Origin of the sequence: Candidatus Nitrosomarinus catalina (assembly GCF_002156965.1) — an archaeon.
Taxonomy (GTDB): Archaea; Thermoproteota; Nitrososphaeria; order Nitrososphaerales; family Nitrosopumilaceae; genus Nitrosopumilus; species Nitrosopumilus catalinensis.
Window position 1 is genome coordinate 494,694 of record NZ_CP021324.1, and the last position, 12,283, is coordinate 506,976.

A 12,283-nucleotide genomic window follows, 5' to 3' on the forward strand; every position below is an offset into this window, starting at 1 on the left:
CTAACTAATCCTGAATAAAAGTTTGAATCTAGATGTATCTGAAAATTGTTGGTTTGTCAGAATCCTTTACATCTGAAACTAATGCAAAATTGTGTAATGGATATGTTTTCTTGTATTGTTTCATGAAACTCCATGCTACATCATGTGTTTTGAATTCTGTTCTAATTTCTTCAATAACACTTTGTTCTCCGAATACATCTATTGGAACTACTCTGTAACTTTTTGGACGATTATGTGGTTTTGCACGTAAAAACCATGAAAATGCAAAAACCAAGACTGTTCCTAGAATTACATATTCTCCAGCTATTTTGAAAAATGCTAGTATTACTCCTGGTATTGTTTGTCCAAATAGTACTGCAATAAAACTAGAAAATGATACTACTGCTAACACTGTGAAAATATACGTCCTCCAATCAAAGATTCTCTGAAAGGCATTCATACCCTGTTAGATTACTGCTATTTTTGATTTAACTATTTCGTAAGATAATGAAATTAAGAATGATCCCTAATCTGGATCTTCGTAATTTTCTTTTCTATCTGAAATTGATGGTTCATCTTCCATCGGTTTCATTTTTGTTTCGAGAATATCCATTCTTGCTCTATATCCTTCAGCATATTCTAATTCTGATGGAACTAGTGTTGCAGGATGAATGAATCCTTGACTTCTAATTGCCATTGCTTTCTTTGTAGCAATTTCTCTAATGTAATCCCAATCTGGTGTTGAGAATCCGTCAAATGGTCCTGTGAATTTTCCATTATGCATACTGAATACTAGTGCCTCTACAATTGGAATGCAGAAGTTAATTGATGCAGCTGAATTTAATTTCACTGGCATAAGTGGCATGTTGTGACTTCCTCTGGTATTACCTGCAACATAGTGTGGATTGTTAAACATACTTCCAACTTCTTCAGTTGCTGGGAAATTCTTTTGTGTTCTAACTAAACAAATTGGATCATCTTTTCCAACATATGTTCCTGCAATGTTGTGAAGTCTGTCTGTTGATGCATCTAGGATTGGTTCTCCATCTCTAGTGTAAACAGAATCAACAACATATCTTCCTGGATACATCAATGCTGCTTCGATTGTTGGTTTGTCTTCCCATAATTGCAATTCTGCAATTTGTGCTTTTTCAACATCCATGATGTTGAACTTAACTCCACTTGCAAGACTTTTGTTTACAATTAATGCTGTGTTACTTAGTGTGTCTACAAACATTCTGTAAATTGGATAGTTGAATGCACCTGGTTCTGTTTTATCTGCTGCAAAAACTGTGAATGCTTCATTTGGTCTTTCTTCGAATTCCATTTCTGCAACACCTGGACCCATTCCTTTGACATTACCTGAAAAAGAATCTTTGAGTAAGTCTTGACCTGCACCATAGAGGCCTTCTTTCTTGGCAACTTCTGTTCCTGCCATAAATGCATCCCATGCTAATTTGTGAATTTTTTCATTGTCCACTCCATGTGTGTGTGACATTACAATGTGAGTGTCATCACCACAATATCCAATATAATGATCTATTAGTAAATCTCCTGAATTCTCAACGGTATCTCTAATTGCTTTGATTAGGCCGTCACTAGGTTTTGTATGTCCTCCGATCCCTCCGACATCTGCTTTGATAACTGAAACTGTAATTTTCATAATACTGATTTTTTCTTCTTTGATTTATGTGCTTTTAGTAAAGTAACAAAAACCAAATATTGCAAAAAACAATTATTTTTTTTGAAAAAAATTCATTACAGTAATATATCCCCTCGACAACGAATTCGTTATGGCAGATAAACCACACTTAAACATGATTGTAACAGGTCATATTGATAACGGTAAATCCACAACTATGGGTCATTTCTTAATGGATCTAGGAGTTGTAGATGAGAGAACCATTGCAGCACACGGAGCCGAATCCGAGAAGACCGGAAAAGGTGATACTTTCAAGTATGCATGGGTTATGGATAACATTAAAGATGAAAGAGAAAGAGGAATTACTATCGACTTAGCATTCCAAAAATTTGAGTCAAGCAAGTTCTTCTTTACTTTAATTGATGCACCTGGTCACAGGGACTTCATTAAAAATATGATTACTGGCGCTTCTGAAGCAGATGCCGCTGTGTTAGTACTTTCAGCTAAAGAAGGTGAAACTGATACTGCAACTGCAGCTGGTGGACAAGCAAGAGAACACGCATTCTTGCTTAAAACATTAGGTGTAAAACAGATTATTGTAGCAATCAATAAGATGGATGCAGTTGAATACAAAGAAGACGCCTTTAAAGCAGCAAAAGAGAAAGGTGAAAAATTAGTAAGATCTGTTGGTTACAAAATTGACGACGTACCATTCATTCCAGTTTCTGGCTGGAAAGGCGATAACTTAGTTAAGAAAACTGAGAATATGCCATGGTATTCCGGTAAAACACTACTAGAAGCATTTGATGATTTGACAGTAGAGGAAAAACCAACTGGTAAACCATTAAGAACTCCAATTCAAGACGTTTATACCATTACTGGTGTCGGAACTGTACCTGTAGGTAGAGTTGAGACTGGTATTATGAAAGCAGGACAAAAAATCATTGTAATGCCTTCTGGTGCATTAGGTGAAATCAAATCAATTGAAACTCACCACACTGAAATGCCATCTGCAGAAGCAGGTGATAACATTGGTTTCAACCTCAGAGGTATTGAAAAGAAAGATATCAAGAGAGGAGATGTTCTTGGTGAACCTGAAAACCCACCAAATGTAGCAAAAGAATTCAAAGCCCAAATTATTGTAATTCACCATCCAACAGCAATTGCACCTGGTTACACTCCAGTTATGCACGCACACACTACACAAGTTGCAGCAACTGTTACTGAGTTCCTTCAAAAAATTAACCCAGCAACTGGTGCCGTTGAAGAGGAGAATCCAAAATTCCTTAAAGTTGGTGATGCCGCAATTGTTAAGATTAGACCAGTAAGACCAACCTGTATTGAGACCTTCAATGAATTCCCAGAAATGGGTAGATTCGCTCTCAGAGATATGGGTGCAACAATCGCAGCAGGTATTGTTAAGGAAATTACTGAAGAGTACAAACCATAGGCGTTTTTTATGACACAAACCGCCCGTGTTAAACTCACTTCTACAAGTCTCCCTAAATTGGGTGATGTTTGTAATGAGATCATGGGTATTGGTAAAAAAACTGGTGTCAAAGTTAAAGGCCCAACTCCACTTCCTGTTAAAAGACTCCATGTTGCTACAAGAAAATCTCCTTGTGGCAGTGGAACTGAAACTTATGAAAAATGGGAAATGCGAATGCATAGAAGAATAATCAATATCAATGCAGATGATAAAGCAATTAGACAACTAATGAGACTAAAAATTCCTGATGATGTCTATATTGAATTATCTTTAACATAATTTGGTATCCTTAAATTATAGAATTAATGATGATAAATATGGCTGAAGAAATAACTGAAGAAATTGAAGAAACTCCTGTTGAGACATTTGAAGTAAATTATGCATGCTTAAGATGTGGAACAATTGTTTCAAACACTGAATTATCTCGTTTACCTGAAATCAAATGTATTTGTGGATTCAGAGTCTTTACCAAAGTTCGACCTCCAGTGGTTAAAACTGTAAAAGCAATTTAGTTATCTGTCTTTTTTGTAACTGTGTTCTCTTTGCAGATGAGTTCTCATATCTTCCATATTTGAAAAATTTTTGTTGCACTCTTTACAATCATATTCTAAGTCTTTTCCGTGTATGATTTGTTGGTGATTCATCAATTCTTCTTCTTTTGAAAATTTTTTATCGCATTTGTTACATGAATATTTTTTAAAAAAATTCACTTTATCCAAACTCTGCTTTTTTCTTGTCCCAACATTTTCTACATAATTGGCCCTCTATTTTCCAATGCCCTTTGGCATTGTGTCTAATTAGACCCATTTTTGTTTCACATACTGCGCAAAAGTTCTTCTTTTGATCATGACTTTTTTCTTTTTCGTCAAAACAGTTTTTGCATAGTAATCCTTCCATGTCCCATTGCCACCTGGGTTCCCATAAATCTGTAATTTTACCTGTAACTCCACACTTGACACATGGTTGTCTCACTTTACCTTCGTAGTATTCTTTTGATTTGTCAAAATGACAATCTCCGCATAATGAACCTTTGATATTCCATTCTTTTTTTGGTTTGTGTCTATGTGTTAATTCTTTATTACAAATTGTACAATTGGTTGCTTTTTTACTAAATAACCCCATGCTTATCATTTTATTTCAAGATAATTAATTATTAAATGTAAACAACTGATTAAGCCTGTTGCTAATTATGTTTAAAAATAAAATAAATTATAAATTTGAAAAACTATCTATTTGTTAAGGATTTTTTCAAGGGCTTGGCTTGCGTTTAACATTCCATTTTTCTTGGCAAATTCTTCAATCATTTTGTATTGTTTTTCACTAAAACATACTGGCATTGATCGTGTTTTCATACTCATTATCTGAATAATTCACTAATATCCTTTTCTCTGATAACCTTTTTCAAACCGCTTCAATAAGATCTACCATGGTAAAGAAAAAACAGATCTTAGTTATTGGAAATAATACTACTGGTTGTACCCCTAAACATGAAAAAATTGCATATGAGGTTGGTCAAGAGATTGCAAAATCTGGCTCACTATTGATCACTGGTGGATTGGGCGGTGTAATGAATTCCTGCTCTCATGGCGCAAAAGATGAAAATGGTTTAACTCTGGGAATTATTCCTCAAGACGATCCTAAATTTGCAAATGAATTTTGTGACATTGTAATTCCTTCTGGAATGGGATTTACGCGGGATTTTCTAAATGCCTTGTCTGCAGATGGAGTGATAATTGTTGGTGGTGGTTCTGGAACTTTATCTGAAGTATGTGCTGCGTATATGAGCAAAAAACCCATGGTTGCAATACGGGGATTTGATAGTGCCATTGCTCCGTATATTGATGGATATGTTGATCATCGAAAAAATGTAAAAATAATTGGGGCTGATACTGCAAAAGAGGCAGTTGATAAAATAATAGAATTGATTACTGCATAGAAATTAGCAGTGGGTCTGGTTTGTAAAATTCTCCATGTTTTTCTGCCAATTTGTTTAATTCATCAACAATATTTTTAATACCAATTTCTTTTGCTGTTTCAAAAAGAGGTTTTTTTAATCCTAATCCTAATTGTGCTGCTTTCTCAATTTCTTCAATATCGCTTGCACCATTAGTGATTAACCAAGCTGCATTATTTAGAATATTTGCGACTAATTGAATTGGATTGAATTTTTGTGCTAATTCTTCAGACAGTGTAACTCTTTCATACTTGTCATCGGAATATTTGTAATATCCTTCACCTGATTTTTGTCCTAGTTTCTTTTCATCAAACATTTTTTCCACTGTTGGATGTGGGTTGATTACTTTTTTATCACGTAAATGCATTTCTGTAGTTGCTTTATGAATTACATCCATTCCAGTAAAATCAGCTAATTCAAAAATTCCCATTGGAAATCCTAACTTGAATTTTACTGCAGAATCTATTTCTTCTAGTGTTGCATTTGTTCTATCTTGTGCAAAACATGCTTCATGGACCATTGGAATGAATAATCTGTTAATAATGAACCCTGGAACATCTTTTCTACATAACACAGCTTGCTTGTTAACTGATTTAACAAATTCTTGAGTTAATTCTGTAATTTCTTGTCCTGTTTTTTCTCCAGGAATTACTTCTACTAGTTTCATTAATTGTGGTGGATTGAAAAAATGTATGCCAATGAATTTTTCAGGACGTGATGTTGTATTAGCAATTTCAGTAATTGGCAAAGTACTGGTATTTGATGCAAATATTACTTCAGGTCCTGCTGCTTTATCTAATTCTGCATAAACTGATTTTTTTAAATCCATAATTTCTGGAACTACTTCTATTACCAATTCTGCATTTTTTACTGCCTCGTTTAAATCTACAATTGGGGTAATTCTTGCAAAAATTGAATCTCCTTCATCTTTTGAAATTTTTTCTTTTGAAACAAGTTTATCTAAACTCCATTTGATTTTCTCCATTGCTTTATCTAAAAATTCTTGTTTAATATCTCGCAAAACAACATTGTATCCTGCTGTTGCTGAAACTTGAGCAATTCCATGGCCCATTACTCCTGAACCTAATACTGTGATATTTTTTACTGACATGAATTGACAAAAATTCAGTATCCTTTATAATGTATTTCTTCATCAATGTGATAATATGGGCTTGTTTAATCGTAAAAAGTCAGATGAGACTAAAACAAAATGTGATGTTTGTGGAACTGAACTTCATGATCCTGAGAGATTAAAAAAACACATGAAAAAAGCACATGGAAACGTACCTGCCAAAAAAATGGATATGAATGGTGGGGACGGCGGCACTTGGTAATATGAAATTAAGTTCCAGTCAACAGCAAGGTTTGGTTTTTGGTGGCGCCTTTTTGGTTGCAGGAATTGTTTTATCTACAATGGTTTTTCCTTTTTGGCATTTAATTCGAGAAGATGTTTTTGAAGATGTTGTTATTTTGAGTAATGATGATGGTACTTGTTATGTTGAAACTGATGATAACGTACCTAAAATTATAGAAAATTGTGAATTGGATGCAGGCGATAAAGTGACAATAAAATTTGGTAAGGATTTGGCTTGGGCTACTGTAGTAACTCCTTGATAGATACTTTGATATTTTAAAAATTTATTTGAACATTATGGACTGTATATTTTGTAAAATTATATCTAAAGAAATTCCTGCCAGAATTCTTCATGAAACAACACATTCAATCTGTTTTCTAGATGCTTTTCCCCTTACTAAAGGCCATGTTTTAGTAATACCAAAAAATCATCATGAAAAAATTCAGAATCTGAATGTGGATGAAAATACTGATTTATTTTCTCTAGTTCATCTTATGATCTCTAAAGTTGATTCCATCACTGGCTCAACTTTAATTGCAATACATAATGGAAAAGAGGCTGGACAAGAAATTCCTCATCTTCATGTACATTTAGTTCCTAGAGATTCTTCTGATTCTGGTGGACCAATTCATAGTATGTTTGATTCTTCGATACAATTGTCTGATTCTGAAATTGAAAAATATTTTAATTTATTAAAAATTTAATATGGAAATAATTTTTCTTTTGTAATAATATTTTCAACATTGATTGCTTTTGTTGGGCATGTTTCAGCTGCATTCATTATTTTATTCACTCCTGCTCCTTTTCGATTAATCACTTTTGATTTTGGATTTGTTTGGCTATTTTTATCAATTTCAAATACTTCTGGTGCAATAATCTCGCAACTACAACACCCAATACATAACGATTTGTCCACACTTACTTGAAGATCTGGTTGTTTGTTTGGCTCTCTGGCTTTTTCATATTCTCCATTTTTGCCATCTGCTCTTACCCTGGCATTGTAATCTTCCCAGAATTTTTTTTCATATTCTTTCCAAAAAGTTGGGTCCCCTTCTTCAAATTCTCTGGTATATTTCCCCCAGTCTTGTTCTGGTATTCCTCCATCTTCTGGTGCTCCCCATTGGGGTTTTGGTCTAATTCGTTGATTTCCTGATTTTTGTTTTGCTTCTTGGTATATTGTGTCGTCTTTTTCATTCTTTTTTAGAAAATTATATGCCTCTGTAATTTTTTTAAATTCAGTATCTTCGTTTTTATCTTTATTTTTATCTGGATGTAACTCTAGTGCCATTTTTCTATATGATGCCTTAATTTCTTCCTGTGATGAATTCTGATTAACATTTAAAGTTAGTAATGCTTCTCTTCGATTCATAATTCTTCTAATGTCTTATATTTTAAAAATCATTGTTAATATTTTGAGATTTTATTCTAGGATTTTATCATCTTCTGACTTCCATGCTGGTTCTACAATGCATAAAAAACGTAATATCTCTGATCCAATGTTTTCCAAAAATTGTTCTGAATTAGGAGGAACATAAGCTGAATCATTCTTTTTTAATTCAAATTTTTCACTGTTAATTTTTAATCTACCACTGCCTTCTAAAATATAGTATATTTCTGATGATTTGATTTTATGAAGTTTAGTTTTTTGTCCTATTTCTAATGAGAATTGTGCAAGGCTGTAATTAATTCCGTTTGATGTGTTTTTTGGATCAAAATACTGTTTAATTTTTACATTTTCACTGCCGTTAATGAAACTAATTTTTGAATCCTCTTTAATGGACATTGTTTTAAATTATTTTTGTTACTTTGTTTTTAAAATCTGATTCATACCAAATTGTTTTGTAAATTGAATTCTTTTTTGGCAATATGTTGATGGCGATGTGTGAAAATTCTTTATTTTTATTAATTGAACCATGTGTGTGAAGGGTTTTAGCTGGAATGTGAACTATGTCTCCTTCATTAAGGCTAATTCTTTCTGTTTTTTTTATTTTAAAATCTGATTTTTTTGTTCCATATTTTTTAAAAATTTCTAAACTGCCTTTTCCTTTTACTGCCATTAGTACTTGATTCCCATTGTGAAAATGAAGTTTAGTTCTTGAGCCTTTTTCAAAATGAACGTGATAGATATCTTGATCCTTTGATTTAATTTTCTCTGAAAGCACTTTCATCCATGTTTTTCCTGTGAACCATTCAGGATTAACATCTCTTCTATCGTTTGATCCTTTAATGTTTGATTTATTCATTATATTTTTTATAAAAATACTTCTTTTTCTTTGTTTGGAATTTTTCTATACCTGTTGTTTATTTTTTTTAAATGAGAATTGGTTTAATATGATGACTTTCTATTTTTTATAGTTTTGAAAAAAACACATGAACACAAAACAGTGGTTTTACGGAAAAAACTCGAGGAATCTGAAGCTTTAGAAATTATTGATGATAAAAAAATTGGTTTATTCAAATCTGTATTTTCACGTCCAAAAAGAGATGATATTCACATTCATTCTGTGAAATTATACTATGAGTGCATTCTAATTATATCTGGCAAATACATGGCAAATTATTTTCGAAAAGCAACTCATTCTATTTCAGTTTCATCAAATGTATCTGAAGTTATTTTAGGTGATGGTATTTTTCCGGTTAGAACCAAATCCAATTTTAAAAAGGCAATTGTTGGAAAACGTGGTAAGAATAAAGTCGATTTAAAATTAGAAGAGCATGTTTTTGTTGAAAATGAAGATGAATTAACTTTTGATCATCATGGCCGTGAAATAAAATTCCCATTTAAATTGAATTCTAAAACAACTGAAAATTATCCTAATCGTTTACTGGAAAAAAATTCTTCAAATGTAAAAAATTCTGAACTAACTCATGATGATGGAATCAAAAAATTACAATCCTTTTTAAAAAAACCTTTAGTTGATGAAGTAAGAAATCTTGAAGAAGAATTTGTGTTACGAGAAATCACTGAAGTTTATGTTCCAATTTATGAGGCTCGTTTAATTGGTCCAAAAAAGAAAGTAGGAATAATTAGAATTGATTCTGTAAGAAAAAAAGTTCTATAACTTAACTAGTGCTCTAAATTTATCATTGTTGTGTAGTTTTGTAAAAATTGGTTCATCCTTTGCCCAATTACGTATGATTTTTGGGTTTCTTGTAATTGCTTGTTTTAATAATTCCATTGACTCTGGAATTTTATCTAATGCTGCACAACTTCTAGATTTTGCATAAATTACATTCACGTTGTCTTTGTATTTTTTTAAAATTTCATCAAAAACAGTAATTGCTTTTTCATGTCTCCCCAATTCTGCAAGTTGTACCCCTTTTTGAAAAAATGCATCTTGATTATTGGGATATTTTTTACAAATATTTTGAAAACAATTTAGTGCTTCTTCGTGCCTTTTCAATTTTCCTAAAACTATTCCTTTGTACACCATGGCATTTGGTTTTCTTGAATCTACAGTAATTGCTTTTTCTAATGCAGTTAGTGCATCCTCATGTTCTTGGAGTTTGTCTAAAAGAACTCCTTTGTTAAAGTAAGATGCTGCATATCTTGGATCAGCTTCAATTGCTTTATCATAACATTCTGATGCCTCTTGAATGTTGCCGTTTTCTGCCATTGAAATTCCTCTATTGTTCAGGGCTTGTGCATTTTTTGGATCAATTTCTAATAATTTATCAAAACAGGTAATTGCATCACTATATTTTTTGATTTGATTTAGAGCTAATCCCTTGTTTAGTAATGTCTCTTCATCAGAATCATTTTGTTTTAGAATTTTATTAAATAATGAAATAGCTGCTTTTGGTTGATTTTTTTCCATCATTGCCATGGCATCATATTTCAAGTCCTCTGGATTTTTTTTGGATCCAAATAATCCCATAATTTTATCAGATTTTAATTGCTAATGAAAGTTTACTTTAATTCAATGACTTGAATTTTTTAATGGCTTCTTTGGCCATTTCCTCTTGTTTTTCTGCAGATGTATCTGTCGGATCATCTGTTGCATATGCCTCTTTTTCTTCTTTTTTCTTATCCATGATTAATCACAATTATCATTTTATAAAAATTTGAATAAATCTATCAAAGATACCCTTAATTTGATTCAAAAATTATTTTAATTATGTCTGAAACTCAAATTTCGTATCTAGCTGAAAAAGTGTTTATTCATCATTGGCCCAAGGATTCTCCTTTATGGGATGAGTCTTTACAGAAAAAATTTGATGAGTGCATCAATAAAAACAGTAATTCAAAAAAAATTATTATTAATTCTGAAAATATTCTAATCGAAAATTTTCTTATCACAAATCTCAAAAAAATTGGTGTATCTGTACCTTTTTTCAAAAATCAATGCACTATGATTTTTGAAGGACAATTTGAAAATATTTTTGCTCATATTCATATTACTACAAAATCTGATGATTTTTTGAATATTTTTAATCAATTAATGTCGTGGAAAAATAACTTCCATGATTGATTTTTGAATTTTAGAAATATTCTGACGCTTTGATTATATTTTTGATGTCTTCCTTTGAATGACTATTTGATATTGCACCCAATTTACCTGGTAGGAAAAATATTCCGTCTTCAGAAATCATCTTAAAATGATATTTTTGTAACATCTCAGAATCACATTTTGCAACGTCTACTGAATTTTCTATCTTTGTAACCCCATTTTTAAGAAAATGTGTCATGAATAGGGATCCTTTTCCTGAAACTTCAACTCTTCCATCAAACACTTTCTTCAATTCTTTTCTAGCATAATCTCCTAATGAATTAATTTTATCATATGTTGATTTTTTTGTTTTCAAATAATTTAATGTGGTATATCCTGATGTCATTGATACTGGATTAGCTGAGAAAGTACCTCCTCCAATGTATGAACGTTCTGATTTTTTCTTCCCTTCTGTATCTGCATAATTCATAATTTCTTTTTTACCGCACATGATTCCTATGGCCATTCCTCCTCCAGCTATTTTTCCTAAGGTAACAATATCTGGATCTAATTTCATTGTAGGGTACAAACATCCATATCTAAATCTAAAACCTGTAACAATTTCATCTAAAATAAATATTGATTTATTTTTATGAACAAATTCTTGAATTCCTTTTAGATATTCTTTTGTTGCAGGAATACATCCACCTCCACCTAAAACTGGTTCAATAATTACTCCTGCAAGATTTTTAGAATATTTTTTTAATATTTTTAATGAATTTTCTAAATCATTGTAAGGAATGGAAACAATTTTTTCTTCATTAACTACACCACTACTTTCTGATTCTTTGAATGGCCAGTTAACACTTTTTAGTAAATCAGAAGTATATCCGTGCCACCCTCCATCTATTTTTGCAATAATTTTTTTACCCGTTACTGAACGTGCTAATCTCACTGCATACATTGTAGCTTCAGTTCCAGATGTAACATAACGAATTTTTTCTGCAACTGGAACAGCTTTTGAAATTAATTCTGATAATTTTATTGTCTGTTCGTTAACTGTTCCATACATCCAACTTTTTTCAATTTGTTTTTTGACTGCGTCTTTAACATTTTTTTGACCATGTCCTAAAATTAAAGACCAATGTCCCATCCAATAATCTGTATACTTGTTATTGTCTACATCAACTAAATTTTTTCCTAAAGATGATTTTACCACAAATGGATATGGATCGAAATATCGAATGTTATGTGAAACTCCATTGATGTGAAGTCTTGCTGACTTTGAAAATATTTTTGCAGACGTTGATGTTTTTTTCTTGTAATTTTTTACGTGATCCAAAACTAAGCTATCCCAATTGATCTAACATTTTAATCAACATTAGTATTCTGACTAGTGGTATTGTAATCTTGATTTTTTGAGCCTAGTTTTGG

20 protein-coding genes are annotated in these 12,283 nt (G+C 31.8%); 9 read left to right on the forward strand and 11 right to left on the reverse strand.

Going from position 1 to position 12,283, the window contains the following annotated elements:
• Window positions 1-28: 28 nt before the first annotated feature.
• Complete coding sequence (locus NMSP_RS02880) at window positions 29-439, reverse strand: membrane-associated sensor domain-containing protein (protein ID WP_086907362.1); 411 nt, start codon at window positions 437-439, stop codon at window positions 29-31.
• Window positions 440-505: 66 nt separating this feature from the next.
• Entirely contained in the window at window positions 506-1,642 is a 1,137-nt protein-coding gene (gene fbp / locus NMSP_RS02885; protein WP_086907363.1) for a fructose-1,6-bisphosphate aldolase/phosphatase, read from the reverse strand.
• A gap of 130 nt (window positions 1,643-1,772) precedes the next feature.
• Between fbp and tuf the strand changes: the two genes are divergently transcribed.
• Genes tuf through NMSP_RS02900 form a run of 3 tightly spaced genes read left to right on the forward strand, consistent with a single transcriptional unit; the run spans window position 1,773 to window position 3,622 of the window.
• On the forward strand, window positions 1,773-3,071 hold the full coding sequence (gene tuf / locus NMSP_RS02890; protein ID WP_086907364.1) for a translation elongation factor EF-1 subunit alpha: 1,299 nt from the start codon (window positions 1,773-1,775) through the stop codon (window positions 3,069-3,071).
• A 9-nt stretch (window positions 3,072-3,080) separates the two neighbouring features.
• Window positions 3,081-3,389 carry a 30S ribosomal protein S10 gene (gene rpsJ / locus NMSP_RS02895; RefSeq protein WP_086907365.1) on the forward strand — a complete coding sequence of 103 codons (309 nt, stop codon included), beginning with the start codon at window positions 3,081-3,083 and terminating at the stop codon, window positions 3,387-3,389.
• 29 nt (window positions 3,390-3,418) lie between these two features.
• Window positions 3,419-3,622 (forward strand): TFIIB-type zinc ribbon-containing protein, encoded by a 204-nt coding sequence (locus tag NMSP_RS02900; protein ID WP_086908355.1) that lies wholly within the window; start codon window positions 3,419-3,421, stop codon window positions 3,620-3,622.
• On the opposite strand, the gene NMSP_RS02905 is transcribed toward NMSP_RS02900, so the two are convergent.
• The 3 genes from NMSP_RS02905 to NMSP_RS08665 all read right to left on the reverse strand — a co-directional run bounded on the left by NMSP_RS02905 (window position 3,623) and on the right by NMSP_RS08665 (window position 4,462).
• Window positions 3,623-3,820 (reverse strand): C2H2-type zinc finger protein, encoded by a 198-nt coding sequence (locus NMSP_RS02905; protein ID WP_086908356.1) that lies wholly within the window; start codon window positions 3,818-3,820, stop codon window positions 3,623-3,625.
• A 1-nt stretch (window position 3,821) separates the two neighbouring features.
• On the reverse strand, window positions 3,822-4,232 hold the full coding sequence (locus NMSP_RS02910; protein WP_086907366.1) for a hypothetical protein: 411 nt from the start codon (window positions 4,230-4,232) through the stop codon (window positions 3,822-3,824).
• A gap of 107 nt (window positions 4,233-4,339) precedes the next feature.
• Entirely contained in the window at window positions 4,340-4,462 is a 123-nt protein-coding gene (locus NMSP_RS08665) for a hypothetical protein (RefSeq protein WP_264080400.1), read from the reverse strand.
• Window positions 4,463-4,536: 74 nt separating this feature from the next.
• Between NMSP_RS08665 and NMSP_RS02915 the strand changes: the two genes are divergently transcribed.
• Window positions 4,537-5,046, forward strand: a complete 510-nt coding sequence (locus NMSP_RS02915) for a TIGR00725 family protein (RefSeq protein WP_086907367.1) — start codon at window positions 4,537-4,539, stop codon at window positions 5,044-5,046.
• On the opposite strand, the gene NMSP_RS02920 is transcribed toward NMSP_RS02915, so the two are convergent.
• Window positions 5,036-6,175, reverse strand: coding sequence for a 3-hydroxyacyl-CoA dehydrogenase (locus NMSP_RS02920; protein ID WP_086907368.1), 1,140 nt, complete (start codon window positions 6,173-6,175; stop codon window positions 5,036-5,038). The two genes, NMSP_RS02915 and NMSP_RS02920, sit on opposite strands and share 11 nt — an antisense overlap.
• A 55-nt stretch (window positions 6,176-6,230) precedes the next feature.
• Here NMSP_RS02920 and NMSP_RS08370 point away from each other — a divergent pair, with 55 nt between their 5' ends.
• The 3 genes from NMSP_RS08370 to NMSP_RS02930 are packed head-to-tail and all read left to right on the forward strand — an operon-like array spanning window position 6,231 to window position 7,123.
• Complete coding sequence (locus NMSP_RS08370) at window positions 6,231-6,398, forward strand: hypothetical protein (RefSeq protein WP_192866205.1); 168 nt, start codon at window positions 6,231-6,233, stop codon at window positions 6,396-6,398.
• A gap of 1 nt (window position 6,399) precedes the next feature.
• Window positions 6,400-6,678 (forward strand): hypothetical protein, encoded by a 279-nt coding sequence (locus NMSP_RS02925; protein ID WP_086907369.1) that lies wholly within the window; start codon window positions 6,400-6,402, stop codon window positions 6,676-6,678.
• Between the two features lie 37 nt (window positions 6,679-6,715).
• Complete coding sequence (locus NMSP_RS02930; RefSeq protein WP_086907370.1) at window positions 6,716-7,123, forward strand: HIT family protein; 408 nt, start codon at window positions 6,716-6,718, stop codon at window positions 7,121-7,123.
• Here the strand turns inward: NMSP_RS02930 and NMSP_RS02935 are convergent.
• From NMSP_RS02935 to NMSP_RS02945, 3 genes are read right to left on the reverse strand one after another with little or no spacing between them, the layout of a single operon-like run.
• Window positions 7,120-7,788 (reverse strand): DnaJ domain-containing protein, encoded by a 669-nt coding sequence (locus NMSP_RS02935; RefSeq protein ID WP_086907371.1) that lies wholly within the window; start codon window positions 7,786-7,788, stop codon window positions 7,120-7,122. The genes NMSP_RS02930 and NMSP_RS02935 overlap by 4 nt on opposite strands.
• A 51-nt stretch (window positions 7,789-7,839) precedes the next feature.
• A complete protein-coding gene (locus NMSP_RS02940; protein WP_086907372.1) occupies window positions 7,840-8,202 on the reverse strand; it encodes a cupin domain-containing protein in 363 nt (120 codons plus the stop codon).
• Window positions 8,203-8,206: 4 nt separating this feature from the next.
• Complete coding sequence (locus NMSP_RS02945; protein WP_086907373.1) at window positions 8,207-8,662, reverse strand: cupin domain-containing protein; 456 nt, start codon at window positions 8,660-8,662, stop codon at window positions 8,207-8,209.
• Window positions 8,663-8,776: 114 nt separating this feature from the next.
• Here NMSP_RS02945 and NMSP_RS02950 point away from each other — a divergent pair, with 114 nt between their 5' ends.
• Window positions 8,777-9,481: a hypothetical protein gene (locus NMSP_RS02950; RefSeq protein ID WP_086907374.1), complete on the forward strand. Its 705-nt coding sequence runs from the start codon at window positions 8,777-8,779 to the stop codon at window positions 9,479-9,481.
• Here NMSP_RS02950 and NMSP_RS02955 read toward each other — a convergent pair.
• Window positions 9,476-10,297 (reverse strand): tetratricopeptide repeat protein, encoded by an 822-nt coding sequence (locus tag NMSP_RS02955; RefSeq protein ID WP_086907375.1) that lies wholly within the window; start codon window positions 10,295-10,297, stop codon window positions 9,476-9,478. The two genes, NMSP_RS02950 and NMSP_RS02955, sit on opposite strands and share 6 nt — an antisense overlap.
• A 240-nt stretch (window positions 10,298-10,537) precedes the next feature.
• Between NMSP_RS02955 and NMSP_RS02960 the strand changes: the two genes are divergently transcribed.
• The gene (locus NMSP_RS02960; RefSeq protein WP_086907376.1) at window positions 10,538-10,891 is read left to right on the forward strand and encodes a hypothetical protein; all 354 of its coding nucleotides are present in this window, start codon (window positions 10,538-10,540) and stop codon (window positions 10,889-10,891) included.
• A 10-nt stretch (window positions 10,892-10,901) separates the two neighbouring features.
• Here NMSP_RS02960 and NMSP_RS02965 read toward each other — a convergent pair whose 3' ends face one another.
• Entirely contained in the window at window positions 10,902-12,191 is a 1,290-nt protein-coding gene (locus NMSP_RS02965; protein ID WP_192866206.1) for an aspartate aminotransferase family protein, read from the reverse strand.
• Between the last annotated feature and the right edge of the window lie 92 nt (window positions 12,192-12,283).

Excerpts from the sequence above, each read along its gene's own strand:
- NMSP_RS02925 (WP_086907369.1), top strand. The coding sequence starts at position 6,400 with ATGAAATTAAGTTCCAGTCAACAGCAAGGTTTGGTTTTTGGTGGCGCC.
- NMSP_RS02945 (WP_086907373.1), bottom strand. The coding sequence starts at position 8,662 with ATGAATAAATCAAACATTAAAGGATCAAACGATAGAAGAGATGTTAAT.
- NMSP_RS02920 (WP_086907368.1), bottom strand. The coding sequence starts at position 6,175 with ATGTCAGTAAAAAATATCACAGTATTAGGTTCAGGAGTAATGGGCCAT.
- rpsJ (WP_086907365.1), top strand. The coding sequence starts at position 3,081 with ATGACACAAACCGCCCGTGTTAAACTCACTTCTACAAGTCTCCCTAAA.
- NMSP_RS02960 (WP_086907376.1), top strand. The coding sequence starts at position 10,538 with ATGTCTGAAACTCAAATTTCGTATCTAGCTGAAAAAGTGTTTATTCAT.
- NMSP_RS08370 (WP_192866205.1), top strand. The coding sequence starts at position 6,231 with ATGGGCTTGTTTAATCGTAAAAAGTCAGATGAGACTAAAACAAAATGT.
- NMSP_RS02930 (WP_086907370.1), top strand. The coding sequence starts at position 6,716 with ATGGACTGTATATTTTGTAAAATTATATCTAAAGAAATTCCTGCCAGA.
- NMSP_RS02940 (WP_086907372.1), bottom strand. The coding sequence starts at position 8,202 with ATGTCCATTAAAGAGGATTCAAAAATTAGTTTCATTAACGGCAGTGAA.
- NMSP_RS02915 (WP_086907367.1), top strand. The coding sequence starts at position 4,537 with ATGGTAAAGAAAAAACAGATCTTAGTTATTGGAAATAATACTACTGGT.
- NMSP_RS02910 (WP_086907366.1), bottom strand. The coding sequence starts at position 4,232 with ATGGGGTTATTTAGTAAAAAAGCAACCAATTGTACAATTTGTAATAAA.
- NMSP_RS02900 (WP_086908355.1), top strand. The coding sequence starts at position 3,419 with ATGATAAATATGGCTGAAGAAATAACTGAAGAAATTGAAGAAACTCCT.
- fbp (WP_086907363.1), bottom strand. The coding sequence starts at position 1,642 with ATGAAAATTACAGTTTCAGTTATCAAAGCAGATGTCGGAGGGATCGGA.
- NMSP_RS02935 (WP_086907371.1), bottom strand. The coding sequence starts at position 7,788 with ATGAATCGAAGAGAAGCATTACTAACTTTAAATGTTAATCAGAATTCA.
- NMSP_RS08665 (WP_264080400.1), bottom strand. The coding sequence starts at position 4,462 with ATGAAAACACGATCAATGCCAGTATGTTTTAGTGAAAAACAATACAAA.
- NMSP_RS02955 (WP_086907375.1), bottom strand. The coding sequence starts at position 10,297 with ATGGGATTATTTGGATCCAAAAAAAATCCAGAGGACTTGAAATATGAT.
- NMSP_RS02880 (WP_086907362.1), bottom strand. The coding sequence starts at position 439 with ATGAATGCCTTTCAGAGAATCTTTGATTGGAGGACGTATATTTTCACA.
- tuf (WP_086907364.1), top strand. The coding sequence starts at position 1,773 with ATGGCAGATAAACCACACTTAAACATGATTGTAACAGGTCATATTGAT.